Origin of the sequence: Bacillus sp. MYb78 (assembly GCF_002975115.1) — a bacterium.
Taxonomy (GTDB): Bacteria; Bacillota; Bacilli; order Bacillales; family Bacillaceae_G; genus Bacillus_A; species Bacillus_A cereus.
The window spans coordinates 19,913-46,691 of sequence record NZ_PCOB01000003.1 but is presented as its reverse complement, the minus strand read 5'-3'; the positions used below and the strand labels follow the sequence as shown (position 1 = coordinate 46,691).

The following is a 26,779-nucleotide window of genomic DNA, read 5'->3' as shown; positions in this document are numbered from 1 at the left end:
TTTGATAGGAAATATGTTTGAGGAAGGTGAGAAAAATGGAAAAGGTTCTGCGAGTTTTAGTTATAGATGATGCTCATTTTGTTCGTGAGTTAATAAAAAGAGCGATGGAAAAAAAACCAGATGATGAATTTATGTATGAAGTTGTAAAAGAATCTGAAACAGGAAAAGAAGGGATTATTGATTATTTTAAAATGAAACCTGATTTTATTGTCTTGGATTTAAGTCTTCCTGATATGGATGGATTTGATGCGATGAAACAGATTCTTTCAAAAGAACCAAATGCTAAAATCATAGCAATGTCAGAAGACTATAGCGATTCTATGAAAGAAAAAGCCCTTGCAAACGGAGCTACATACTATGTACCAAAACCATTTCAAAATGCATTTCTTTGGAAGGGCGTAGATGTAATCATAGAACGATTAAGAGAAGAAGGGTATCAGTTTCCCTACGAAAGCTCTGAGGAGGAGCTTAATTCAGAAGTTATTTGGGAAGAAGTAAGTGAAAGTGATGAAAGTCAAAACAATGAAGCTAAAGAGGGTGTCGTAGTCATCTCTTCTTCAGATGATGAAGAAGATGAGCTCTTTGCTATCACACCTCAAAAAACGGAACAAAAGACCGTTGTTATTTTGGAGAATGAAGAGTTCGAAGAGGTTAAAGAGAGCGAGTCGTTATTTCAGGTTCCAAGGATTATAGAAGAAAGCGATAATGAGGAAACAATTAATCTTGAAATTATGACAAAAGATGACAATGATATACAAAAAGAAGAAAATGATATGTCCATAATCAAAGAATATAAAATAATTAATGATGAAAAAATAAAAAAAGATGAACATATTATAAAACATGATAAAAACATTATTGGTAATAATGTTGCTGATAAAACATATTATATTGAAAAAATAGAAACATCTGATGTGGATGAGGTGAACTTAGAAGGGAAAGAGGTATCTCCATCTGAGGGGGGTCAAACACCATTAGAACCAGTTAATGAATTAATTAGTGAAGAATCATCATATAATGGATTAACAAAAGATAATGGTTCACATCCAGTGGTGCATTCAATTCGACCACCAAGGGATAAAGTTCTGAAACAAATGTATGAAGAACAATACCGAAATTATCCTAAGTTTTATGATGCAGAAGATGTTGAAAAGCCAGAAGAAAATGCTGATAAAAATAAAACAGGTTTATTTTCTTCATTAAGAAAAATTTTTCAGAAAAAATAAGGGGGAATTACACATGGAAATGACAAAAATTAAAGAAGCAATCGAAAAAGGAACAGTATTTAATGGGATGGTACGTTTAGTACAGCGAAGTGAATTGTTAAATACGGATATTCTGATGACTGAATTAAATGGAATGCAAGTAATTATTGCCCGTGAGGAAGTTGATATGAGAGATGTTAAAACTTCACTTGTTAATTATATTGGGCGAAAAATTTCATTTGTTATCGTATCAGTTGATGAAGACAAAGGAGTTTTAATCGCTTCTCGTAAAGTTGTTCAAGAAAAACAACGTGATGCGTTAATTTCTGAATTAGAATCTGGAACAGAGTTCGAAGCTAAAATCACAAAAATCTTACCATTTGGTGCTTATGTAGAGATTAAAGGAATTGCTGTACTATTACGCAACTCGGACTTCGCAGAAGGCTATACTGCTTTACGTGAAGTAAGCAAAGTGGGTGATGTTTTACAAGTGAAATTAGCGAAAGTAACGAAAAATAATCGTATTTTAGTTCAAGCGGTTGAGAAATACAAAACAGATTCGCCTATGAATTTAGAGAACTTTGAACCTAATCAAGTTGTATTAGGTCGAATTAGAAGTGTGAAACCTTGGGGTTGCTTCGTATGTATCGCAGAAAATATTGATGCGTTATGTCCAATTCCTGGAACAATTGAAGTCGAGGAAGATATGCGTGTTAGCTTCCGAATTACACAAGTACGTAAAGAAGAAGAAAAAGTCAGAGGTAAAATCATTAACATCTTACCAGATGACATTGAAGAATAGAATTCTAATAGAACAGAGGATAAGATAGCAAGAGTATTTATCTCTTGCTATCTTTATATCACGAAAGGAGATGTTGTCATGTATCTAAATGAGTTAAATAAAATATCTGATATTCCTGACGACTTAAGACAGACGTTTCAAAATAAATTTACAAATACCGTTTCTAAAAATGAAATTATAAAAATGAAAAACGATGGAAAACTAACAGAGCGAGATTTAGAGATTGCTAAATTCCTATTCAAATTTAGATTTGCAACAGCAAGTCAAATTCAACAATATTTACAGATTTTAAACGAGGATTCTGAGGAGAGTGCATCCATTTATGCAATTCGAAATCGTTTGGAAAAATTAGTGCAAAATCGAGTTTTAAACAAGTTTATGCTTGGTGATTTCGAAGAAGAGCATATTAAACAAGATTCGTATCCTTTTTATTGCTTGGATTTAGGTGGGAAATACTTAGTTACGCACTATTCTAAAGAAGATACATTTGATTGGTATATGATTACAAATATGAAATCATCTGAAATCATTGCAAAAGACTTGCTTTCTACTCAATTTTACTTGCAGTTAATGGAGACTTGTCCTGAGAAAATTGTATTCTTTAATGTAAATCCTGAATTGCGAGTAGGAAATAAAAACATTGTTCCATCTTTTGAATTTTGCATGAAAATAGGTGGCTTGGAAGGTCAACATAGATATTTCCTTGGTGAAATTGGTAGAGATGCTGATGTCCCTCTATTATTTAGGCAAAAAGCTGAAAAATTAGAGCAACTTATTATTACAAATGCATGGAAGAAATACTACTATGATAGTGATATTGCTCCAGTTTTATTTGTGGTAAGTGAAACGGATGTCTTAGCGAAAGAATGCGGAAAAATCTTAGATACTTGTACAGAAATTAAAAATTATCGCTTTACTACATATGAAAGGATGAAACGACCTTTATATGAAAAAGGTGCATTTTTAAGATACCTTCCAGATGTAGAAGCGTTAATGGAAACAAAAGCCTCTACCTTTAAACGATAAAAAGTACCGTAAATTACGGTACTTTTTATTATGCTCCTATAGAGATATAGACAAATAGCATATACACAAGAGGTATTGCACCTAATAAACCTGTACAAATCCCTACAATAAATAACTCGTGCGTGATTTCTTTTCGTTTTGTTGGATTATCTGCATGTGCCCCTAATTTCATAAATAAAGTGATAAAAGCTAAAATACCTGTCATTACTCCAAATGCAATACCACCTGCAATATGGAATTGATATTCAGCCATAAAGTCATTAAAAGCATCTGCAAACTTTTCACCTAAAAGAGATTGTGCATGTGTTAAATATGTAGACAATAGAAATGTATAAACAAGTGTAAAAATAAATAGACTTTTTTGAGTTGTATTTCGTATTAATTTCATTCGAATATCCCCTTTCTATGGTTGTTTAGATTCTTTATCATATGTTTTTAAAAGGTCACATTCTATGATATTTCGTTCTACCATTCTTTATAATTAATTTGACTATAGTTAATAAAAGTATTATAGTCCTACTATATTTATTTATGGCTATATAAGTTTGGTATATAAACATATTTGTTTGAATAGGAGGATATTATAAATGCGTACAAGAGGATTGTTTGTTTCTATTGAAGGTGGAGAAGGTTCAGGTAAATCAGCTTTAATTCAAGGTCTCTCTCTTTATTTAGAAGAACAGGGTATGGAATGTTTAACATCAAGGGAACCAGGAGGTGTAAAAGTAGCAGAAGAAATTAGAGAACTTATTATGGAAAATGAGATGGATGCCATTACAGAAGCTTTATTGTTTGCTTCTGCAAGGAGAGAACACTTTAAAAATAAAATTTCCCCTGCATTAACAGAAGGAAAAATCGTTATTTGTGATAGATTTGTTGATAGCTCAATTGTGTATCAAGGATATGTGCAAGGTATTGGTATGGATAATGTCTTAAGTATCAACTCGCAAGCTCTTGAAGGATTAGTCATGCCACATCTAACGCTTTATTTAGATGTAGAACCTACTATAGCATTGAATCGAATTGCTCAAAATAATCGAGAAACAAATCGATTTGATGAAAAATCTATAGAATTTCATAAAAAGGTTCGTGAGGGGTATTTGCTTATTGAAGAAAAACATTCGAATCGAATTAAAAAAGTGGATGCGTCATTATCTAAAGATGAAGTATTACAGCAATCAATTGAATATATAAAAAATATCTTATAATCACTTGTATAGCAGGTGATTATTTCTTTTTAGTTAAAAATAATTGACTAAACACTAAAGGGAATTATATAATGAAGTCAAATTACAAAATATAATAAATGAAAGATATCATAGAGAACGTGAGGTTTTGATTATGAAAATTAAGGATTTTGATGAGCTAAAGCGGAAAGGATACTTAATTGTTGATGGTGAAATTACCGTAACAAATAAAGTAGAAGAAGTTTTAAAAGAACGAGGTTTAGAACAAGCAGACTTAGCGAAGATGACAGGGTTGTCAAAGCAATACATTAGTTCTGTAATAAAAGAAAATGTAAAGCCTGGTATTGATTCGGCAATAAAAATAGCTTATGTATTGGATATGGCAGTAGAGGAATTATTCCATTTAAAAGAAATTGGATGGACTTCAGGTATAAAAGAAACAGGTGAAGAAACACTATTTTTAGATATGTATGAAATGGAGATTATTCGTGATAAGGAAATGGAAAAAAGAACGAATGATGAAATAGAAGGTTCGAACTCCACTACAGCAGGATATACCTATTTCGATAAAGATACGAACGAAAAGGTATCAAAAGAGCGATATGATGAAATGTTAGAGTTATTTATTTCAGAACGTATTCATCAGGAAATTGAAAATGTTAAAAATGCATTAGAACGTGGTATGGCTAAAAAGGCTGTTGAATCAAGAGCGAAAAAACAACTTCAAGCAGAGTTTAATAAGCGATATACAGAAAGATATAAAAAATTAGATAAAATTGTAATGCCACTTGTAAATAAAAGAAAATAGATTAGAGCTGAGTCTGAATATATCAGGCTCTTTTTTGTACGCCCATTTTTTCGATTGAAATTCTTTTGAAATGAATACAATAAGGCATTTCAATAAAGAAAGGGTGATATAAAATGAATCATCATGCTCATAAAATTGGTGGGGTTTGTGCAGGGGTTATTGCTTGTACGGCCATGATGAATGCACCGATTACTTACGACAAGTGCTTATTGTCAGGAACGTTATTAATTGGAAGTTTTATAGGTGGTTTATTACTTGATATTGACCATCCTGATAGTAAAATGGGAAGGAAATTTAGATTCCTATCTTGGGGTATAAATAAGGTCTTTGGTCATAGAGGGCTTACGCATACTCTTATATTTACAATGCTTTTATCCATCTTACTCTTCTTTTGTACAACGTTCTTTGATGGATATTTACAGGTTCTCTATTCGCAATTTGTTATAGGTATTACAGTTGGGTGTCTAAGCCATCTATTATTAGATAGTATGACGAAAGCAGGTGTGCCTCTCTTCTATCCATTTACCAAAAAGCATTTCCGAATAGCTAAGTTCAGGACAAATCGTGATGAATTTGTAGTTTCAACGATATGTATTGTGGTTACATTAGCAATCGTTGCAATTTTAATCTGAAAATAGTGTGTACGCTTTTTTCTTTTTTTGTAATGGATTTTAATTTGTAAAACTATAATAAATGGATATTAAAAAAACAGGGATTTTACAAATTTAATTACTAAGGAGAGAAAAGTTATGAACACAACTTTAAACAAAAAAGGGATGGAATTGGTCGAATTAAAGACTCGATTAGAAGGTGCTTTAGCTGATAATTTTATAAAGGAAGCTATGACGGATTTAATCCATAAGAAATTAAATACGGAAGAAGCGAAAATAGTTCTATCTGCTCCCTCTGCTAATGCTCTTATGAGACAATTAGAAGGAATGAGCCAATATAGAATGCCTGAAGAAAAGATAATGCTAAAAAAAATCATTGAGATTACTGATTCAATAAAGAAACATGCACAGCCTGTTCAATCTGGTAGAAATCGGCACCAAAGGCAATCGCAAAAACAGTATCATTTAAAATTTTTTGTTGATGTAGATATCGAAAAAAACACTGCTGTAGTTGTTAAACATATTGGTTTAGGTGCAGAGTTTTTAAAAAATTATTTTAAGGTATCGGATGATACAAAGCTAAAAATTCTAATGAGGAAGAATGGTTTTTTACATCAATATGTTGATATGCGTTTATATGCTGTAATTAATAAAGTATTAAAAGGTATTAGCGACAATCACAAGCAAGGAATACGTATTTCCACTTCTGAATCATACTTTGCATCAGATGTAGAAATGTATAATATTAATGTTCAATTTGAATTTAGTTCTAAAGAGAATATTAATGATGTTGGTAAACAAATAGCTTATATGCTTCGTAGATTAGAAGATGATGTAAGGCTAAAAGAGATTTAAGAAAGGCTCCCTTAAAAGGGCCTTTTTATTTTGGATGTAATTATCTATTGGAAGATGAATTATTAATAGCATTCTCAGATTTCTCAAGTATCTCTTTTGTATGTGGAGACATCCCTGAATCAGGAGTTTTTGAACCAGATTTTTTACTCATAAATTAACCACCTCTCAATGGAATAAAAAAGAAGATGTACCTTTGTACATCTCCATTTATTCCCGTTTTAACGAGAGTTTATACTGTATTCTTTAAGAATGTTTTCATTTTTATCAATGATTCGTTTTGTATATGGACTCATACTGGCAGTTGTTGGAGTAGAAACCCTACTTCTTCTCTTTTTTCTTATATTGCGAAAATCATTTTGTACAGCTTGTCCATTAGATTTTTCAGACGTTTTCCCCATCTTCAACAGCTCCTCTCTCATCACGTTCACAAATTGCTAAATCATAGACATGTATTAGTAAGAAAAAAATATCTACATCTATTTCTGTTATAACTTTCTTAGAAGAGATTTGCAAAATATACTCTTGTTCTAACACTGTTATTGGAGCAAGGGCGATTTTACTATCTTTGCTATAAAAGGTTTTTTTGTCAACTAATGTCCCAATAGCTTCTGTACGGTTGTCCAAAGAGAGAAGGTCAATAAGTCCTCTCATTTCGGCATGAGAACTGAAACGATTTAATGATATATCAATTCTATTATCTTCTCCATAGTTTTTTAATACATTGGACAACCCTGTTATGTACATTGTATCATTTTGTATATTTTCTTCAATAGTTACATCTCCTATATATGTAACAAGAGACTTCATTTTTTCGCTAAAGGATAGTACCAATTGATTACTATCCTTTAAAGCTTCTATCGGTTCATTTAATTCGGTAGGACCTATTTTTTTGACTAAAGGTGTTTGGAAGACTGCTATATCTATTAATACAGCAGAGATAAACGCATATAGGAATTGTAATGAGTTCTTCTCAGTAATGGGATAATTCGTAACAACATAACATGCACCGATTACAAATAGTAGATACCAAAATTTTCGAAAGAGCAAAATATTGAACCTACTATCCTTCTTTGTTAGTTTATCTGTAAAAGACAACAATATTAAATAAGTAAAAAGATATACGACAGCAAACCATAGGGCTACTTTTCCTGCAAATATCAATCTATCATCCCCTTGTATCTATCTATTTTGTCTTATCTTTTAGTATACATTCTATAAGAGTTCTCGATAATCTTTTTTTATGTAAAACCTTTTTTTGTTGACTATAATACTTTACAATAATATTTTTATTGACTATAGTTAATAAAAGGAAGGTGATGGTAATATGAATAAACATTTGAAGACAAAGTGGATTCGCCCAGAGAATACAGTTGAACGAAGAGGTAAGTTACAGGATTTAAGAAATGCTAAAGAGTTAAATCATTTAGCAGATTGTGTCTTGGAGATATTATATAATAGAGGATTTGATACGATAGAAAAAATTGAATCGTTTCTACATATGGATATTACTGATATGCATAATCCGCAATTAATGAAAGATAGTGATAAAGCAGTCTCACTTCTTAGTCACGCAATTAAAAACAACCTACACATTGTAGTATATGGAGACTACGATTGTGATGGGGTATCGGCAACCTCAGTTGCTGTTTTAGCTTTAAGGAATTTAGGAGCAAAGGTTAGTTACTTTGTTAATAATAGATTCAAACATGGATATGGAATGAATGTACTTGGATTAGAGGATATGATGAAGAAATATCCTGATGTAGATGTTGTACTAACAGTTGATAATGGGATTGTGGCATATGAAGGAATTAAGAAAGCGAAAGAATTAGGATTAACAGTGATTGTTACAGACCACCATGACCCAGGCGACCATCTTCCAGAAGAAGCTGATGCAGTTGTAAACCCAAAGAGACATGACTGTGAGTATCCTTTTAAAGGTCTTTGTGGAGCAAGTGTTATTTATAAAGTAATGCTTCAGCTTTATTGGGAATTAGATAAAGATTTAGACTATGTACAAGATATGATTGATATTGTGGGGATTGCAACAGTAGGAGACATTATGCCTCTTATTGATGAGAATAGGGTGTTCGTAACAGAAAGCATTCGCCAAGTAAAACGTGCCCAAAGACATGTGTTTAAAGTATTACAAGAGAAAACGGGAGTTAAGGAGATTACGGAAGAGACATACGGATTCAAATATGTTCCCATGATTAATGCATTAGGGCGAATTACGGGTGATGTTGATGAAGCCATTGAAATGTTTGTTTCGCAAGATGAGGAAAAAATTCCTGAGATTGTAGAGAAAGTTATTGAAACAAATGAGTATCGCAAACAAATTACGGAAGAGCAAGAAGCATTAGCAATTCAGATGGTAGAAGAAAAAGGTATCAAACCTGTCATTGTTATTTATCATCCTTCGTTCCATGAAGGGATTGTTGGATTAATTGCAGGTAGATTAAAAGAAAGATATTTTAGACCTGTTATTGTTCTTGCGGAGGGGCATGGATTTATTAAAGGTTCAGCTCGTAGTATTCCTAATTTTCATATTAAGAAAGCCTTTGATGAAACGAAAGAATATTTAATTGGCTATGGTGGACATCCAATGGCAGGAGGATTATCTTTAAAAGAAGAGCATTTAGAAGCATTTGAAGAAAAAATTTGTAGTCTTGCCGAATCTCAGTTAACGGAAGCTGATTTTATCCCTCGTATTATGGTAGATACAGTTGTAGAACCTAAAGATGTTACAGTTGATTTGGTGGAAGAATTAGATGTGTTAAAACCATTTGGTGAGGCATTTTCCAAACCAAATTTTGGACTGAAGGGTTTCAAAGTGGATAAAGTTTACTATATGGGCGAAAATAAAAATCATCTGAAGTTAAAAGAGAAAAAATTAGAAATCATTATGTTTAATAGAGCTGATATCTATCAAGAAATGCAAGAACCAAGAAATATAAAAGCGTTAGGGTATCCTTCTCTTAACATATGGAATAATAATGTTAGTGTTCAATTTAATATAGAAGGCATAAACCTTGCAGGGTGCTAAACAGAGTCTTATCCATATAAAATGGGTAAGACTTTTTGTTTATTATGGACTGGATTTAGCAAATATTAGCGAATGTTGTGGAGTTTTAAGAAAAAACATTATAAACATAAAACAAAATATTATTTTATAAGAAAAAATAAAGCGTTGATAGTAGAATATAATATTTTGTTAAATAGTAAAATTAAATAATAGTTGTTGGTAAAATTTTAAAAAATAAATTTAAATAAAATAAAACAAAAAAGAATTTTTGATTTTTGATATTACATAACGAAAGAGGGGGAAAATATGAATAAAAAATTAATGGCAGTTCTTTCAGTAGGAGTTATAGCGAGTAGTTTTATTGGCAACACAACAATGGCTCATGCTGATGAGGATGTAAAAGAAGCTCAAATTCAAAAAGAATTTAACAAAAATATTATTGATAATGCAAATGAATTGATGAAGATAATTGATAATGCGGAACAGACAATGAATCCAGAAGATATTGATAAGGCTATTGTCGCTTTTATAGATATGCATAAACCGTTGGAACCTAAGGATTATATTGTCCATAAAAACAACGATATCTATGACCAAGCCTTTGATAAAATCTTTAATACGATAAATAAGTTAGAAGGTACAGAGAAAAACAACAAGATAGTATCATTCCATAATCAATTGACTTCTCAAATCAAGAAAGGTACTGGTACTTTCTATAAAACGTATCTATTCTATATCAATAACACAAATCAAATCCCTGAGATTCGAGATACGCTGATGAAAAACGTTTCTGACATCCAATTTATTATAACAAGTCCTCCTGGTATGGAAGCAATGAACCCTGATGGTTCTATTAAAGTACCCGATGCACCATCGAAAGAAGAGATTCAAAGAGTCATAGATGAAGGTAGAGAGAATAAATTAGCGGAATTAGAAAAAAGTGGGGAAATGGAAGGTAAGCAAGAAAATCAAGAGTCAGTGAAACCAGAGCCGATTCGCTCAGAGTCTGTTACGTATGAAAAAGAGGGGGGTATGTGCTACAAAATTACAACGTTCTATGCTGATGGTGTACAGGAAAAGAAGGATAAAGGTGAAGTACCTAAAATGGACTATGTATATTGTGGCATCTTAGATTACGTGGATTATGGTGGTGGAAATGTGAAACAAGAGGTTCCTGAGAATTGGGATTATCTTGTGAAAGAACAAAACCCTGAAAGCAATTTGACGCTACAATACACTGTAGATAAAAAGGGAGAAAAACCCTACTACTATGATTCGGGTATTCGTGTAGCCTTAAACGGGACAGCTTCCTATGAACAATTTAAGGACATTCTCTATCAAGTATCTGTTAAGTCTAAAGGATACGTTGTAGAAGATAAAGGAAAGATGCTTGTAATTGTGGAAGGGAAACCCATCCTCGTGAAAGATGCGAAAAAAGAATACTCGAAAGAAGAGATAGAGTCAATTTTTAAAGACTTTGAAAAAGTAGATATACGAATTATGGAAACAAGAATCGGGAAGTCTGAAAGCTTAGAAGAAAGAATTGTAAGTAAGCAAGCGAAGAACGTAAAAATTGCTGATAAATCAATAGAGTTAGAAACAAATCCAATCGTAAAAGATGAGCGAGTGTTATTACCTGTTGAGCAAATAGCTAAAGAGCTTGGAGCAACTGTTGAGAGAAAAGGAGATGTCTTAACATTGAAGAAGGATAATAACGTTGTCGTGTACAAAGACAAGAACGACACAATCTCTCTAAATGGAAGAGACGTAAAAATAGCTACAAGTCCTGAATACAAGAATGATATATTTATGGCAGAAATTCAAGAAATGATAGATATTTTTGGTTTCGATATGCTTTGGGATGGAGAAACATCTACAATTCAAATTAATAACAAATAAAAAGAGGAGTTGCATTCTAAAGGTGCAACTCTTTTTTTGTAATAACAATGATATATAAAATAATTACAACATAAAATAAAATAATTTAATGATAATAGTGAAATATAGTTTACTGAACATCAGTTAAATTATATACTATAGTTAATATAATTTTGAGAGGAGTAGATAACATGAACATTAAAAATAAAAATAAAAATAAAAATAAAATGCTTTCTTTATTTGCGACAGGAGTTGTTTTAACAGCGGGGTTACCTCTTACAGCTCATGCTGATACAGAAAAGAAAGAAATTGCAGTACAAGACGTTCAAGGAGAAAAGGTAGTCCCTATGAAAAAGTTACTTGATGAAATGAAAGGTCAAGTCCAAGAAGGTAGCGATGAAAATGGTGATTACAAAGTATACATTGTAGGTAACAAATCAATTAAAATACACGAAAAATCTGCCTGTGCTTATGTAGATGGTGAATTACAACCATATAAAAAAGAAAAAGTAGGAGGCTTTACATTCCCTACGTATTGGGAGCCGATGTATACATCAGATGATGTGTTAGTACCTGCAAATTTCGTAGTGGATGTTTTGCCTGTTAAATTAAACGGAGACAAGATTGAATTTGATGTGGAAAAGAAACAAGAAGCTCCAAAGGAAGAACCGAAAACAGAGATTAAAGAGCAAAAACAAAGTAATATCCCTATCCCGAAAGGACAGGAAGAAAGTAATAAACAATCAGTGGTAGAAAAGAAGCCGGATTCAACAAACGTTCAAAAAAGAGAGACGAATCAAGGGAATCAATCAACACAAGGGAATGGTCAACCGAACACATCTCAGCAACAGGTAGTGAAACCGAAAGAGCCAACTCATCCTAAGAACGATGATACAAATAATAAAGAAGTACAAGTAAAAGAAGACAAGCCAGTTCAACCACCTCAAAACAATCAAGATGGAAATCAGAAAAAAAATGAGGGGGAAAATAAGACTGTTGATGGAAAAACATATACAGCTCCTGAAGTGAAACAGTTGGCTTATTCATTGGGATTTTTCGATGGAGAACAAGGGTTAAAATTTAATCAGTATGGTAAACAAGGTGATAATTCTTACATTATTTCTAATTTATACACACCTGGAAATGGAGAATGGGATGTGACCATATTTATTTATAATGGAAACAAAGCTATTGATGAACCTTTAAAAGCATTATTCAATAAAATGTTACCGACAAAAGGAAATGAATTATACACTGTCGTAAATACACCAGAGGTCAAATCTCAAGAATTAATTTTAGATGGAAGAAAAATTAGAATTGATAAAACAAAAACATTGTCGATTAAATTTGGACCAATAGAAAATTAGTGTCGAATCATGATGTTTCATGTGAAACATTGTTAAATTTAAATGTACTTTTTGAAGAGTATCCTTTGGATACTCTTTTTATATAGAACTCGATACACATGAAAAAGTTGAATAAAAAGTAATATTATCTTCCTCAAGATAACTATAATGAAATATTAAAATAAAAAATATTTTTATTAATATAGATTTGAATATATTTCGAAAGGGGATGTCTATGATGAATAACAAAAATTTTGTTATAAGTATAGGTGGTGGTGTATCTTTGGGATTCTTAGCCTTATTAATGAGCCCTATGCAAGCTCATGCTTTTGATGGTGTGGAAGGAAATGAGGGACTAAACAGCACATTAGAATCGGTATGGGATGGGGTTCCTGAACACTTACAAGGAAAGATAAAGCCTCCTATCATGAGATTTACAGATAAAGATGGAAAGAGACAATCTTGGTATCATGGAATTGGTGGGAATCTTATGTTTAGAACGAATTATCATGGAGTTGTTTACTACTCACCAGTTCCACCTAAACAATTAGAGTATATGACTTCTATGAGAACCTATTTTTATGACTTTGAAAACTTCAATAATAGGAATGTGGGCGGTGGTTATGCGGAGAGATATGATAAGTCTTATCCTAATTTCAAAACGAAATCTACGGTGCTAAATCAAACAAATAGAGAGTCACTTAGAGCACCAAACTATTATAACCAATATAATGAATATCGCGGAGTAAGTGGTGAGTGGAGACACTTAGGATACACCCAATTTGGCTCACCTGTTGAGAACCCGTATTTCCCAGCAGATATCTTTACTGGTGAAACACCAGGTAGTTATCCTTGGGATTTATTTCCGTATAACTTAGGCTCAAAATGGTTACCGGATGGTCCTTCTGAATGGGATAAAACTGATAATAAAGATTTTTTCTCTCAAAAAATAAATGCGATTAAAAGATTGTTAGACCAAGAACCATCTATGAAGTATAAAAATCCAAATCCTTATTATTGGGCTGACAGATTATCTTTAACTTCGGACCCAGAGGCTGAAATGGCTGTATTTAACGGGACAAGAGAAGGTGGTCGTAAATATAGAACATTAACCGTAAAATCTGATGAATCGAAGAATCTTCGCATTACTGATTATACAGTTTTAGATGACAACGGTAATGTTGTAGGTACTTATACAAGAAGAGATGGTGTAGACAATGGAAGTTCTCAATCATTTAGAAAATTGATTAGAGGAGAGAAATATAGAATTGTTGTTAGAGTGAAAAATGATTCCCAACAAGAAACGACTTTAAAACCAACTAAATTAGACATTGGATATAGCTTATCATCTACAACAGCGAATAAAGGTTGGAATGACTGGGAAACAACTTTACCGCAAGAAAAAACACTCGTGCCAGGTGAATCTGCGACATTTACATATGATAATTTCGTTGTTCCACTAAATTCGAAAAAATATATTGGATTAACAGGTAATATTAATAAAGACCATTTCTTTGCAGGAGATAATACGAATCCGAATGATGATGATGCTAACTTAGTGTTACCAGTTGAGGGCTCAGGGAATATGAATGCTGAAAATATCACTTTAATTGATAGGAATGGAAATGAAGTTGCAAAGCCTATCCCAGGCGAAGACTACAAAATTAAGTATAAATTCAAATATCAAGGTGTTGACATTAGGGAAGCTGTTTATAGGGATGAAGGCTTTTGTGAAGCTCACAATGATAGTGGAGCATGTATATCTTGGGGGACAAGAGAAGTCTTTGACCATTACTACTATCCAGAGGTAAATATTGACGCTTACTACACTATTAATAGAAAACTACCTAAGGGTGAAAGTGATGCCCTTAATGGTCATCTAACACAAAGAATGCAATTAAGAAACGGTACAACTTTCGAATTCATCACTCCAGAGTATACAACTTATGAAGTGCCAATTATTGATACTTCTATACGTATGAGCTTAGAAAATAACTATGACTATGCGAATATAGATAAAGATGATGATACTTCCAGAAAAAAATGGCATAGTTTCTATAATTACAAAGTGAAAAATGTAGAAGTGCTTCCTAAAACAGAAAGACCTACAGAAGCTGGTTATCAAACCTTTGCGGTGAAATTTGATGTTGTAAACGAAGTACCTGACGAAGTGAATGATTTTGAAAAAGATGTTCAAATCGGTGTTACTGTAAATGGTGATAGACATGTATTTACAGAGCATCTGGGAATAGGAGAAAACAAAAACATTGTAAAAGAAGTTAAAGTATGGGTTGACCCTAAAACAACATCTAAGGTTGATGCTCAAGTTTATGTGAATCTTGATAAGAATGCATGGGAAGAAGACTTGAGTACCCAAGCAGATAACAAAGGAGATTCTGCGACAACTGTAAGAGACTCAGGAACAGCAGGAGCGAAAATAGAACAACCATTAAATCCGTTTGACAAGGCTTGTGCTCTTGGTAAAAACACAAAAAATACATGGAACCAATTCTACGAATTACATGGATGGAGTGGTCAATTAAAACGATACTCTGCGAATGGAAAATCGTATGAGTTCTATAAATATAGTGCAGGAAATACACAGAGGACAAATGTTCCACAACAAGAAGAATATAAAATTAATAAAGTCTTGTTTAAATCAAAGTTAACGGAAGACTTAAAACTTGGCTCTTCGAAAGATGGTTGGGTGGATTTAGCTAAAGGTGAAGTTGGTAAAATTAAAGCGGGATATGGCTATGAATTAAAAGTGGATGTAGATTATAATACAAATGCTTTTGAGACAGAGCCTCAACCTTGGGTTTCGAATGGGTCAGGTCAATGGGTTCGTCCGAAACATGTAGAGCCAAACATTCCGAATGAGCTCTATGTAAAAACTCCAGATGGAAAAATCTTATCTGTTTCAGGTGTTCATGGCACAAATAAGGGCCTTGATGTAAAGCGTACAGGTGATAAAAATAAGGTAATTATGACCTATTCGATAAAACCAAAAGACACATTGGGCATTAAAAAGACTCCAAAAATTTATGTTGACCCTAACACGAAAGATGGTACGTATAAATTACAGGTGTTTACGCCTGAAATTAATGGAATACCTACTAAATCAAAATTAGAAGGTAATACGTTAACGAGTATTGGAAATATGCTGTGTGACAATTTAACAGATTTAAAACTTGAAGTTACAGGCAGTGCAACAGATGATTTAAAAGGTCATATTGTTCAATAAAAAAAGAGGTGGAATTCTCCATCTCTTTTTCTCATTCTTATTTTTTTGAACTAAATTCAATTTTCATTGTTCCTTGTCTTGTAACTTTCATAGTTCTACCATCTAATTCAAATATTTCTGTTTTAGGTCCCTTTTTATTGATAGCGTTATAAAAATTCTCGCTTTGAGTAGGTAGAATAACTTTTAATATTGCTTTTAGAGGTTCATCAATAGTCGTATTCCCATTATAGATAAATAGATTCACTTCTAATTCTTTACCTTCGTTAATATACATACTCATTGAATTGTAAGAGGAATCCCCTTCCTTTCCATAAGGGTTAAAAGCATATCCGAATTCTGTAGTGAAGAATCCATTTTCTTCAGCAACACGTTTTAATTTGGTCATGTCACTTTGATTATCTTCTACTGGTTTTTGATTCTGGTCTTTATAGATGGAATTATACATAAACTTAGCGAATTGTTCCCTTGTTACATCGTATTGTCCACCATATTGATTCTGACCAACGCCATTTGTTACACCATTTGTATATAAGGCCTGAATAGCCTCTTTTGCCCAATGACCATTCGGAATATCATTAAATTTCATGTTTCCTTTAACTGCTAAATCAAATGCATGTTGTAAAACAGATGACATTTCATAGCGAGTTAGCGTAGCGTCTGGTCGGAATTTATCCGTTCCATCACCCTTCATAATCCCTGCTTGAATAACAGCGTTGATATTGTCTTCAAATGGGTGATTTTGAATATCTGTAAAGGAAGTATTTTGTGAACCATTATCTTGTAGTTTAAAGTATCGAGTCATAATAGAGGCTACTTGTCCACGAGTGACGTTATCACCAAATCCATAGACTCCATTACCGTATCCATACACAATTCCATTGTCAGCTAAATAGCTAATAGCTCCTTCAGACCAATGACCACTTGGTACGTCATTAAATTTTGTTGTTTGTGCCTGTGCTGTCATTGTTGCTCCAAATAAAGTTGCAGTGATTAAACCTGTTGCGATTACATTTTTAAATTTCATAATATTTTCCTCCTAAAGAAAATGTTTTATCTATAATTATATTTTTTAATTTTGTCTTATTGAATATAAATCATATATTTCTTGTATCTCTATAAACAATTATAGCAATTTTACTTTTATTTGTCAATTATTTTTTACTAAAATAAAAATCTTCTTTTTTCCTCGATAATAGAAAAAGAGATAGTATCTCTATCTCTTGGTATCTTTCTTGTTTTCTGTAATAAATATTGCAAAAAAACTCATGGTTATATAATTTTGTATTAGTAACAATTTGTGTTTTATTAGTATTGAACAATTATCACGTTCAAATCTCCACTGAATGCATTACATTCTTCATATATAATCTCCATGCATTTTTCTTCACTGAATTTTCCTGCACCACAGCCAATCAAAGGAACTGCAATAGATGTAAATGAGTGTTTTATACATAACTCCAATGCGTTCTTTACGGATAATCGAATGGCTTTCTCTGATGAATTCCATAGCATTCCGATTCCTGCAACATGTATGATGCCTTTGCAATTTAATTTACCTGCTGAAGTTAGCACCGCTTCCCCTAAAGACAATAGACCTTTACGTTGAACTTCATTAAATGGTTTTAAACCTGCTTTCTTCTTAATTGCTTTTGATACACCATGAGGAAGTAAAATCCAATAAGGAATAAAATTTCGATTCCATGCATTCACAATCACATCAACTTCTGTATGAAAATCTGTTATATTTCCACGTTTAACAATAATATTCATCTCGATAACTCACTCCGCTTACTATAATAAATAAAAGTATATTGTATTGACTATAGTCTATATGATATCATAAAAATAACAATTTAATATATTAGGAAGGTTGTGCATTTATATGAAACAAAAAGATTCCTTTTTGAAGGGTTTCATCACTTGTTTTGTTATTACACTTATTATTTGGAGCTTGTATACATACCTGAATACAACGCCATTACACATTAGGTGGGGGAGTAAATTAAACATTTTCTTGATTCTTTTTATTTTGTTAAGTGGTGCATTTGCATACTTTAGTGAAGGTGTAACACAGAAGAAAACAATATATTCGGTGTTGATTGCCAGTGGTCTATTAGTAGTCTCGAACATTATCTTCTTTTGTATAACAACACCTTTATTCCATAGTTCAGATTATCGAGCTTTAATCGGAAACGTTGAAGAAAAGAAATTTGAAAAAGATGTTTCTCATGTGGACTTAAAAGAGTTACCAACAATTGATAAAGAATTAGCGAGGAATTATGCAGACAAAAAGTTAGGTGAAATTCCTGCTTTAGGTAGTCAGATGGAGGTTGGTGATTTAACTATCCAACAGATAAAAGGGAAGTTGTATTATGTTGCTCCACTTGAACATACAGGGATTTTTAAGTGGTTTAAGAATAGCAAGGGTACGAAAGGTTTTATAAAAGTAAGTGCAACAGATTCTCAAGATGTTGAGCTTGTAACATCTGTAAAAGGAAAAGATGTAAATCTAAAGTATTTGCCAAGTTCTTATTTCAACTCAAATCTGTATAGACATGTATATTTAAATCACCCAACAAAGGGTGTGAAAGGTTATACATTTGAACTTGATGATGAAGGGAATCCTTATTGGGTGGCATCTGTTTACAAACGCACGATTGGACGTTCAGGAGAAGTCATTACAGGAACACTTGTTATTGACCCTCAAACAGGCAAGATGAAAGAATATAGTATAAAAGATACTCCTAAATGGGTGGATATTATTCAGCCGAAATCAACAATAGCGGATTACTTAGATTATTGGGGAGAATATGTACATGGCTACATTAACTTTTCAAATCAAGATAAATTAGAAACTACAGAAGGAATGCAAGTGATTTACAATAATGGCGAATGCTATTTCTATACAGGAATTTCTTCAGTAGGAAAAGATGAATCTACAGTAGGATTTGTATTAGCGAATACTCGTACAGGAAAAACGAGCTTCTATAAGGTATCTGGTGCTACAGAAACAGCGAGTATGCAATCAGCAGAAGGTAGTGTGCAACAATTAAGATATACAGCTACATTCCCTATATTGATAAACGTACAAAACGAGCCAACGTACTTTCTAACATTGAAAGATAAAAAAGGATTAGTGAAATCCTATGCAATGGTCAATGTAGAAAATTACAACATTGTAGCGATTGGAGATTCATTGCAAGCTACACTAAATAATTATGTCAAATCATTAGCGGGTAAGAGCTCGCATACAAACTTAAATTCAAATGGCCTTGAGAAAAGTGAAGTGGGAACAATTGAAAGAATTGGCTCTCTAACAAATGAGAATGGACAAGTCTTTTATATCCTACTAAAAGAAAAGCCAAACACGCTACTTATGGTTCCATCTTCTATTTCAAAAGAATTACCTTTAAGTAAAGAAGGCGATAAAGTGAAGTTTTCGTACATTGAATTGCCTAATATGAATGGCATTACTGCTAAAGAATTTAAAAATGAAAATATGGATATTAAATAAGGAGAGTTTTTCTCCTTATTTTTATGTAAAGAAGCGAGGTAAAAAAATGCAAAATGTAGAAAGTTGGTCTTTTGATGAGAAGGTAACAAAAATATTTGATGAACATGTGCGTCAATCCATTCCATCTTATGAAATGCTTCAAGACATAATATGTGGTATTGCTCAATTTTTTATAGTTGAGAACGGTGTTGTAATTGATGTAGGTTGTTCAACGGGTGAGACGATAAAGCAATTAAAAGAAGTTACACCTAAAACATTTAGAGCATTTGGATTAGACACCTCTCAATCTATGTTGGAAAAAGCAAAAGAAAAGTTGTCTACCACTGAAGATGTTTATTTATTCGATGAAGATATTTCAAAAGTGGCATTACCAAAAGCAGACGTTATTATCAGTTGTCTAACAAATCCATTTATTTCAGTAGATGAGAGAAAGAAACATATGAAACGATTAGTAGCAAAGCTGAAAAAGGGTGGAGCGTTGATTATTGTTGAAAAAACTTACGCAAAACATTCCATGCATCAGGATATTTTCACGCAACTACATCATGATTTTAAAGAACAACAAGGTTTCTCAACAAAGGAAATTAGGAATAAAGATAAGTCTTTAAGGGGTGTGTTTCGAGTAAGTCAGGTAGAAGAAAATAAACGGTTTTTAGAAAGAAAAGGAATGCTCGTTGAAGAATTTTTTAGATGCTTGCATTTTGTAGGATACGTTGGGATAAAACAAGCTTAAACGCTTGTTTTATTTATGTCTACAACCATCCAAACTATAATTTTATTAACAATAGTTAATGAGATTAGGGGGAATTAGGATGAGAATGAACGAAATGCGATGGGGGATGGTAGCAAGACCTCAAAACGGATTGATTTGTGTGGATTTATTTTGTGGAGCAGGAGTAGGTGCTTGTGGGGTTAAATTAGCAGGTTATCATATGGCTTATGCTGTAGACAATAATCCGTATGCTGTTAAGACTTACAATAAAATGATTGGTCCACATGCTGTTTTAGCTGATATTCGAAAAATAAATCCAAATGATATTCCAGACCATGATTTTATGATTGCTACACCTGTATGCAAGAGTTTTAGTGTGGCAGGAAAAGGAGATGGATTTGATAACAAAGATTTCGGTGATTTACCACATGAATTCTTAAGAATATTAAAAGCGAAAAAACCAAAAGCATTTTTATTTGAAAATGTGAATGGAATGGTAAATAAGAAGAATAGACCAGGGTTTGAAGCCTTTGTGAAAGAGATTGAAAACAGTTCATATAATGTTACATGGAAGCTTGTAGATTGCTATGAATATGGGATTCCGCAACATAGAAAAAGAGTGTTTATGGTAGGGATTCGAAGTAATTTAGGAAAGACATTTGAATTCCCAGAAATCGTTTCTATAAGTGAAAGGAAAACGATACGTGATGCGATAGGCGATTTGCCTAATCCTGATAAGGTGATGAATTCTTTAAAAGATATACAATACGAAGCACAAGAACAAAGTTCTGTTCATAACCACGTAGGATATGGGATTCGAAGTGATGAAAAAGAATTTGTACATAAAATTCCTGTGGGTGGAAATTGGAAGGATTTAAACGAAGATGATGCTCGTAAATTTATGGGTGGAGCATTTGAAAGTGGTGGAGGAAGAACGGGATTCTTAAGAAAAGTATCCTTTGACCAACCTGCTTATACCATTACAAGTCTAATGAACGGAAAAAATAACGCCCAAATCATTGATAATCAAGATAAGTATTACGAAGGTGGATTTTCTCCAAGGTATGTAAGTAGGAATAGACAAAAACAATGGAATGAAGCATCCTATACAATTGTGTCTGAAGCCCGTCAATTACCTCTGTATCCTGAACCTGCTAATTATGATATTCGCAAAATGGATACATATGACGTCTTACCACCAAGGAGATTCACAGTGAGAGAATGTTTAAGATTACAGACTGTCCCAGATTGGTTTTCTTTTGAAGAAGATGTCCCGTTGAATAAGCAATATGAACGATGTTCTGGCATTCCATCATTGATGGCGTATAAATTAGCGATTGAGATAGAAAAATATTTAATTTGAGATATTACGTTCATGAATAATTGGTATCAGAAATCAATAAAATGTAAAAAGGGGGTGGAAAGGATGGATGCTACATATATCATTAAAGAAATTTATTTAACGAAGAAGATGGAAGATACGTCATTGAGTGAAAAGGAACGAAAATTAGCAAGAAATGAACTAAAGGCATTACAAAAAAGTCTAAAGAAAAAAGAGGTTAATTCGAATTAACCTCTTTTTTTATTTTAAGCTACTTTCATAGACCCTCTCTTGAAATCCGCTATTTGAAAAGTGATGGATATTTCCTAAACTGTCATATTGATAAACAGCTTCATGAAGGGGCTTGGCATTTAATCTCTCTAAAGTTGTAAAGTATATGTTTTTAATACCTACCAAATCATTGGCTATTTCCAAATCGTGAAAAGCTTCTACTTCATTTTTAACAAGGATTAAATATCCAATTTCTCTACCAAACCTTCTGTGAAATGAAGCGATATTCCTTTCGTGATAAGCAATTTTTTTCAAAATAGAGAGTGGTTGAGAAGTGTAATCATCAAATAGGAACTCTTGTACTCGACCATTTTCGATTAGTAGATTATTATCCTGTTTGATTTTTCTTATATAGAATCCATAATCCGTATCGTGTAAAGCTTTTCTTAATTTCTCCCCATTTGAAAAGTGAAATCCGTGTTTTTCATGGATAATCCTTAATACCTCTTCCTGTCTCCAATTACTATGTTGTAGATTTGGAATCAGCTTATTACACATTAACTCTAATAATTCCTTTGTTGTGCCAATGTATAATTCAAATTCATTATCGAAACCATCCAATAAAGAATCTACGGCTGTAAAACGAACAAGGTCTTTTCTACTTTCAATCTTCTCTGTATTATCAATTAAAAATAATACAATAATCTTTTTATCTTTATCTTTATAGTAATACTCGCTTGATTGTAAAAAAGAACGGTAATGATTCCACTTTTCTTTCAGTTGTTTTTTGCTCTCTGTAGCCATGTCCATTTCTAAGAAAAAGTCAGTATCAAATATTTGAATAAGCCCATCTGGTCGAATGTTTTTATATTGAGATACATATTTCTCATCGAAATATCTCCATTTAATATCACTTTCTTGTGTCTTTTCTTTAAAATCTAAAACAAATTGATTTAAATGAATTTGATGATTGATTAAACGTGGATTCATCTTTAGTTCTCCTGCACGGTAGTAACCTCTTTTGATTATTTTTCGTTTAGGGTCTAAGATGTCGGTTGGAAGGTCAAACTGATAACGAACAATTTCAACACCTTGAGAAGTTAAGAAAACAGCTTGATTTGTTAAATTAAATTCTACACAATCAATAACCTCTAATTCGATTAAATCTAAAAACTTTGTCTCCATAAACAATTCAAAAGAATCAATTGTATCAGAGAAAAAATATCTATAAGCTTGACGTATCGTTAAGCATCTCAATAGATAGACATTATAAAGAAAATCTAAATCTTGATTTTTTAGCTCTTTTGCTATTTCGTAAGTTGAAGGTTTCAAAATCATGCACCTCTTTCATTTTGTTCTATATATACTATTTATACTAAAAAAAGCCCTATCTCATAACAGAGACAAGACCTAATTCATTAACTAAAGTTTGTTAAAAATTTAAATTAAGTTTTCAATGAATTTAATGAAAGTTGATTGACATCAACATTAGTCAATGATAAGATATTTATGAATCACAGGTAAAAAATAATGAAAAAATCAAGAGTTTTTTACATATTTGTAAAAGTACATATCAATTTTTTCGAGGATACTTTTCGTTGTTTCTAAACCCATCCTCTTTAATTGGTAGTCTAAATTAAAACCTTCATATCGTTCTTCGACAATCTCAGCGATTTTTGCACAGATTTCATAACGATTATTTTCATAACCAGGCTTGACTTCATCTATTGCAGTCTGAATTAATTTTTTTGTACCTCTTGTTAATTTTTCTTGTTCCATAACTTCCATTTTTCCATTCTCCTTTCAAAATGAATGGAAATGCGTTATGGATGAACTAAATCCTACAAATAAATTATAACTTTTTCATAGACTAAAGTCAATGGAAATTCTCTAAAAATTAAGGGGGTTATTTGAATGGCTATTCAAGACCAATGGAAAGAATTAAATAACGAAATACAAAATGATGAAAATCATATTCTAAAAGATATTGTTGAAACAATTAATGACTCTTTAAGGGACCCTAAAGAAGAAGATGTTCAGTCTTTAAATGATAAATTCGATGAAATAGAAGAAGAATTAAAGAAACTATATAAAAAGACAAAATACTCTCAAGTAGAAAAAACAATCAAAACATATATAAATGACATAAGAGATACTGTATATAGAAAGAAAGGTATAAAACTATCTAAATGGGATGCTTTTGTACTGGAAGCGAAAAGGCATAATTGGGAATGTGTATTAGAATTAATAGACTTAGTAAATATAATAGATAATAGCTCAGATGAAGAAATGGAAGATTACGCAAAAAGGTTTGAACAAAAATATAAAGAAGATGTAATGCCGTTTATAGAGAGAAATTTATCTCCATTTAATAAAGATTTAGTGAAAAGGGAATTCAATAAAAAACAAAAAGGTTATGCAAATCTAACTAAGAAAAATGACCAAGAGAACTTTGGAGCATTACTTAAACATCTAAGATTATCAAAAGGATATGCTTTAGAAGATGTAGGAAGACTTTCAGGAGTATCAGCTTCTTATATACATTTACTTGAAAAAGGACAAAGACAAAGCCCTACACTTGAAACTGTTGAAAAACTGGCTGAAGGTCTTGAGGTACCTGTACAGTATTTCTTCAAAAACAGAGGACAAGGTAACGGTGCAAACGATACTGCTATGACAGGATTTGCTGAAATGGTTATCCTGCAAAACTTCACATTAAATGGAAAGAAAGCATCGAAAAAACAAAAAGAGGCTATAGTTTCCTTGTTTAATGGAATAATGAAAGCAGAATGGACACCTGAAACAAAAATTGCAGAAAGCATGGAATTGATTCGAAAAATTGAGGAATTCATCTCTCTAATGGACTAATAATCTCAGAATGGTTTTTACGAAACTTTTATTTTGTAAATCTAATCAACATGTTTTTAAAATGGATTCTTAAACAAAAATATTGAAATTTGAATACTGAAACATGAGAAGTATTGGCATCTGCCGATACTTCTTTTTTTTATTCCCTATAGAACATACCTCAATCATTAATCCTCAATAAATTTTCCTCTTTTTAAATAGTATGTTAATAAAAGTATGAAAGTTGGTGAAATCCATGGAAAAGGTTTTATTAGCGATTGGACATAGACAAGTTGAAGATTTTATAAAGGCAAAGTCAAACGGTGAGTATGCAATTGTAGGTACAACTGTGTATCGTGGAGGGATTATAAAAGCGATAAAAGAAAACAAACCTGATGTTATTGTGTTATTTGAATCATTAAAAGGGAATGAAAATATTTCAGACATTATTTATGAAATTAGAGCAAATTACAAGAATGTAAGAATTATTTTCGGTTCCAACAAACGTGAGCCAGGGGATGTACTGTTAGCAACAATTGTAGGGTATGGCATTTATGACATTTTATATGGAGAAAAAATAAATGCGAATGAGATTATCCGATTAATAAAAGAAAAGAATGAGTTTTCGGATGTGTTTCATTTACGCCCTAAAACAACAGTAGACGAAAAAACAAATCAAAAATTGTATGATGCACCTACAAAAGTAATAGAAAAGCCAGTAATCAAAGAAATCTATTTGGATAAAACGAATCCAAATGAATCTGGGAAAGAAGAGGGTGAAGCTCCTAAAGAAACAAATCTGAAAGCCGAAACGGAACAAACTATGGAAAAAATCACTGAAGATGAAAGTGTGAATCTTGAAGAAACGAAATCAGAATCAATCGGTGATGAAGTGATTGACATTGAAGAGGCAGTTTTCAATCTTGAAGAAGTTGAAAAGAAAGAAGAAACGGATAATCAAGAAGAAATCATTAATCTTGAAGAAAAGGTAGTAGAAGAACATGAAATGACAGAAGAACCTCTTCCAGAAAGAAATCCAGAATTAGATAAAAAAGTGGATGAGAAACTTCAGAATATCAGTGAAAACCTAAAGGAAATGAAAAAAGAAAAGCCCGAAAAAATTGGATTTTTCGCAAGGTTAATGGGTGCAAAAGAAAATACAGAAAAAAATAATGAGCACGAAGTTCAAACAATACAGGAACCAATTATTGAACAAAAGCCACCTGAACCTGAAGTTGAAGTTAAACCTGAAATTATTCCAGAACCTAAAATCGAAGTCCCAATTCCAGAACCTAAAATCGTTACAGAAACGATAATTAAGGAAACGATTATGCCAGTTCATATGAAACAAAAAATCCTAACATTCTTAGGAAGCGAACAAGGTGTAGGGAATTCTCAAATCGCCTTTAACACGGCATTACATTTGGCGAAAAGTGGCTTTAGAACAATGTACATTGATTTTAAAGAAACAGGCTCAACAGTGGAGTACTTATATCAATTAGGTACATTCGAAAAAGGTTTAGATATCGCTTTGCGTGGCATGGAGAATCAAAACTATACACAAGTTGAAGATTCTATTATTTCAATGAGTAGCATTATCAGTAATACACCGAAAAACTCTATGATGCTGAAAAACTACAAACAGTTTCCAGACTTGTTAGATTTACTCTTTTACTCAGAAGATTATGTTACAAAAAAAGATAAAGAAAAGGAACAAATCAATAGTGCTTGCTTAAAAGATTTATTCATGTATTTCATTATTCAGAAAAACTATGATTTCATCATTTTAGATGTTCCTTCTGATTTGAAGAATGAATTCACGAAAATAGCCATGGCCTATAGTACAAAAATATTCTTAACACTAACACAAGATGTATCACACATTGGAGGATGGTTAAGAAAATTGCCCGAACTTACTAAACGAATAAATTTAGATAAAAAAATATATTATATTATCAACAAATACGAAAAAGCAGAATTAAACCAACGGGATATTTCAGAGTGGATGAAAGTAGACATCCCTATTACCATTCCTTCTCTGAATAAAGATTTTATTAATGCAAATTATATTGGTCTTCCTGTTTTGTTGTATTCAAAGAACAAAGAGCTTAAAAAAGCTTTTGCTTCTATTGAGAAGATAATATTCGAATAAAGTTAAAAGGGGGAA

24 protein-coding genes are annotated in these 26,779 nt (G+C 32.2%); 17 read left to right on the top strand and 7 right to left on the bottom strand.

Going from position 1 to position 26,779, the window contains the following annotated elements; all coding sequences use genetic code 11:
• The first annotated feature begins 35 nt into the window (after positions 1-35).
• The 3 genes from CQ064_RS07385 to CQ064_RS07375 all read left to right on the top strand — a co-directional run bounded on the left by CQ064_RS07385 (position 36) and on the right by CQ064_RS07375 (position 3,033).
• Complete coding sequence (locus CQ064_RS07385; RefSeq protein ID WP_000416812.1) at positions 36-1,226, top strand: response regulator; 1,191 nt, start codon at positions 36-38, stop codon at positions 1,224-1,226.
• A gap of 13 nt (positions 1,227-1,239) precedes the next feature.
• Positions 1,240-2,007, top strand: coding sequence for a S1 RNA-binding domain-containing protein (locus tag CQ064_RS07380; protein WP_000426104.1), 768 nt, complete (start codon positions 1,240-1,242; stop codon positions 2,005-2,007).
• A 78-nt stretch (positions 2,008-2,085) separates the two neighbouring features.
• The gene (locus tag CQ064_RS07375; protein ID WP_000281095.1) at positions 2,086-3,033 is read left to right on the top strand and encodes a hypothetical protein; all 948 of its coding nucleotides are present in this window, start codon (positions 2,086-2,088) and stop codon (positions 3,031-3,033) included.
• Positions 3,034-3,061: 28 nt separating this feature from the next.
• Here the strand turns inward: CQ064_RS07375 and CQ064_RS07370 are convergent, their stop codons facing one another.
• Positions 3,062-3,421, bottom strand: coding sequence for a hypothetical protein (locus CQ064_RS07370; RefSeq protein ID WP_000767357.1), 360 nt, complete (start codon positions 3,419-3,421; stop codon positions 3,062-3,064).
• Positions 3,422-3,620: 199 nt separating this feature from the next.
• Between CQ064_RS07370 and tmk the strand changes: the two genes are divergently transcribed.
• From tmk to CQ064_RS07350, 4 genes are all read left to right on the top strand, one after another.
• A complete protein-coding gene (gene tmk / locus CQ064_RS07365; protein ID WP_001260373.1) occupies positions 3,621-4,241 on the top strand; it encodes a dTMP kinase in 621 nt (206 codons plus the stop codon).
• A gap of 133 nt (positions 4,242-4,374) precedes the next feature.
• A complete protein-coding gene (locus CQ064_RS07360) occupies positions 4,375-5,028 on the top strand; it encodes a helix-turn-helix transcriptional regulator (protein WP_000692786.1) in 654 nt (217 codons plus the stop codon).
• Positions 5,029-5,141: 113 nt separating this feature from the next.
• Entirely contained in the window at positions 5,142-5,660 is a 519-nt protein-coding gene (locus CQ064_RS07355) for a metal-dependent hydrolase (protein WP_001015460.1), read from the top strand.
• A 117-nt stretch (positions 5,661-5,777) separates the two neighbouring features.
• Positions 5,778-6,494 (top strand): hypothetical protein, encoded by a 717-nt coding sequence (locus CQ064_RS07350; RefSeq protein WP_001098393.1) that lies wholly within the window; start codon positions 5,778-5,780, stop codon positions 6,492-6,494.
• Positions 6,495-6,712: 218 nt separating this feature from the next.
• Here the strand turns inward: CQ064_RS07350 and CQ064_RS07345 are convergent, their stop codons facing one another.
• The gene (locus CQ064_RS07345; RefSeq protein WP_000520817.1) at positions 6,713-6,892 is read right to left on the bottom strand and encodes a hypothetical protein; all 180 of its coding nucleotides are present in this window, start codon (positions 6,890-6,892) and stop codon (positions 6,713-6,715) included.
• Positions 6,876-7,655, bottom strand: coding sequence for a type II toxin-antitoxin system SpoIISA family toxin (locus tag CQ064_RS07340; protein WP_000575300.1), 780 nt, complete (start codon positions 7,653-7,655; stop codon positions 6,876-6,878). Before CQ064_RS07340 ends, CQ064_RS07345 begins: the two co-directional genes overlap by 17 nt.
• Positions 7,656-7,818: 163 nt before the next feature.
• Between CQ064_RS07340 and recJ the strand changes: the two genes are divergently transcribed.
• The 4 genes from recJ (at position 7,819) to CQ064_RS07320 (ending at position 15,987) form a co-directional block, all read left to right on the top strand.
• Entirely contained in the window at positions 7,819-9,540 is a 1,722-nt protein-coding gene (recJ, locus tag CQ064_RS07335) for a single-stranded-DNA-specific exonuclease RecJ (RefSeq protein ID WP_001032840.1), read from the top strand.
• A gap of 285 nt (positions 9,541-9,825) precedes the next feature.
• Positions 9,826-11,418, top strand: a complete 1,593-nt coding sequence (locus CQ064_RS07330; RefSeq protein WP_001035650.1) for a stalk domain-containing protein — start codon at positions 9,826-9,828, stop codon at positions 11,416-11,418.
• Positions 11,419-11,588: 170 nt separating this feature from the next.
• Positions 11,589-12,764 carry a hypothetical protein gene (locus tag CQ064_RS07325; RefSeq protein WP_001022358.1) on the top strand — a complete coding sequence of 392 codons (1,176 nt, stop codon included), beginning with the start codon at positions 11,589-11,591 and terminating at the stop codon, positions 12,762-12,764.
• 217 nt (positions 12,765-12,981) lie between these two features.
• Positions 12,982-15,987, top strand: coding sequence for a hypothetical protein (locus tag CQ064_RS07320; protein WP_001060587.1), 3,006 nt, complete (start codon positions 12,982-12,984; stop codon positions 15,985-15,987).
• Between the two features lie 37 nt (positions 15,988-16,024).
• On the opposite strand, the gene CQ064_RS07315 is transcribed toward CQ064_RS07320, so the two are convergent.
• Both CQ064_RS07315 and CQ064_RS07310 read right to left on the bottom strand, forming a co-directional pair.
• Positions 16,025-17,011: an S-layer homology domain-containing protein gene (locus CQ064_RS07315; protein WP_000669586.1), complete on the bottom strand. Its 987-nt coding sequence runs from the start codon at positions 17,009-17,011 to the stop codon at positions 16,025-16,027.
• Between the two features lie 281 nt (positions 17,012-17,292).
• Positions 17,293-17,757, bottom strand: coding sequence for a macro domain-containing protein (locus CQ064_RS07310; protein WP_001021686.1), 465 nt, complete (start codon positions 17,755-17,757; stop codon positions 17,293-17,295).
• Positions 17,758-17,869: 112 nt separating this feature from the next.
• On the opposite strand from CQ064_RS07310, the gene CQ064_RS07305 reads away from it, so the two are divergent.
• From CQ064_RS07305 to CQ064_RS33380, 4 genes are all read left to right on the top strand, one after another.
• The gene (locus CQ064_RS07305) at positions 17,870-19,501 is read left to right on the top strand and encodes a hypothetical protein (protein WP_000810200.1); all 1,632 of its coding nucleotides are present in this window, start codon (positions 17,870-17,872) and stop codon (positions 19,499-19,501) included.
• A gap of 46 nt (positions 19,502-19,547) precedes the next feature.
• On the top strand, positions 19,548-20,234 hold the full coding sequence (locus CQ064_RS07300) for a methyltransferase domain-containing protein (RefSeq protein ID WP_003272738.1): 687 nt from the start codon (positions 19,548-19,550) through the stop codon (positions 20,232-20,234).
• A 79-nt stretch (positions 20,235-20,313) separates the two neighbouring features.
• Positions 20,314-21,576: a DNA cytosine methyltransferase gene (locus CQ064_RS07295; RefSeq protein WP_001242608.1), complete on the top strand. Its 1,263-nt coding sequence runs from the start codon at positions 20,314-20,316 to the stop codon at positions 21,574-21,576.
• 63 nt (positions 21,577-21,639) lie between these two features.
• Entirely contained in the window at positions 21,640-21,786 is a 147-nt protein-coding gene (locus CQ064_RS33380; RefSeq protein WP_000340222.1) for a hypothetical protein, read from the top strand.
• 9 nt (positions 21,787-21,795) lie between these two features.
• Here CQ064_RS33380 and CQ064_RS07290 read toward each other — a convergent pair whose 3' ends face one another.
• Both CQ064_RS07290 and CQ064_RS07285 read right to left on the bottom strand, forming a co-directional pair.
• On the bottom strand, positions 21,796-23,103 hold the full coding sequence (locus CQ064_RS07290) for a replication-relaxation family protein (RefSeq protein WP_103574786.1): 1,308 nt from the start codon (positions 23,101-23,103) through the stop codon (positions 21,796-21,798).
• Positions 23,104-23,304: 201 nt separating this feature from the next.
• Positions 23,305-23,553, bottom strand: coding sequence for a hypothetical protein (locus tag CQ064_RS07285; protein ID WP_000453488.1), 249 nt, complete (start codon positions 23,551-23,553; stop codon positions 23,305-23,307).
• Between the two features lie 126 nt (positions 23,554-23,679).
• On the opposite strand from CQ064_RS07285, the gene CQ064_RS07280 reads away from it, so the two are divergent.
• Both CQ064_RS07280 and CQ064_RS07275 read left to right on the top strand, forming a co-directional pair.
• Positions 23,680-24,633 carry a helix-turn-helix domain-containing protein gene (locus CQ064_RS07280; RefSeq protein ID WP_001007338.1) on the top strand — a complete coding sequence of 318 codons (954 nt, stop codon included), beginning with the start codon at positions 23,680-23,682 and terminating at the stop codon, positions 24,631-24,633.
• A 235-nt stretch (positions 24,634-24,868) separates the two neighbouring features.
• Positions 24,869-26,764 carry a CpaE/TadZ family protein gene (locus CQ064_RS07275; RefSeq protein ID WP_000416808.1) on the top strand — a complete coding sequence of 632 codons (1,896 nt, stop codon included), beginning with the start codon at positions 24,869-24,871 and terminating at the stop codon, positions 26,762-26,764.
• Positions 26,765-26,779: the final 15 nt, after the last annotated feature.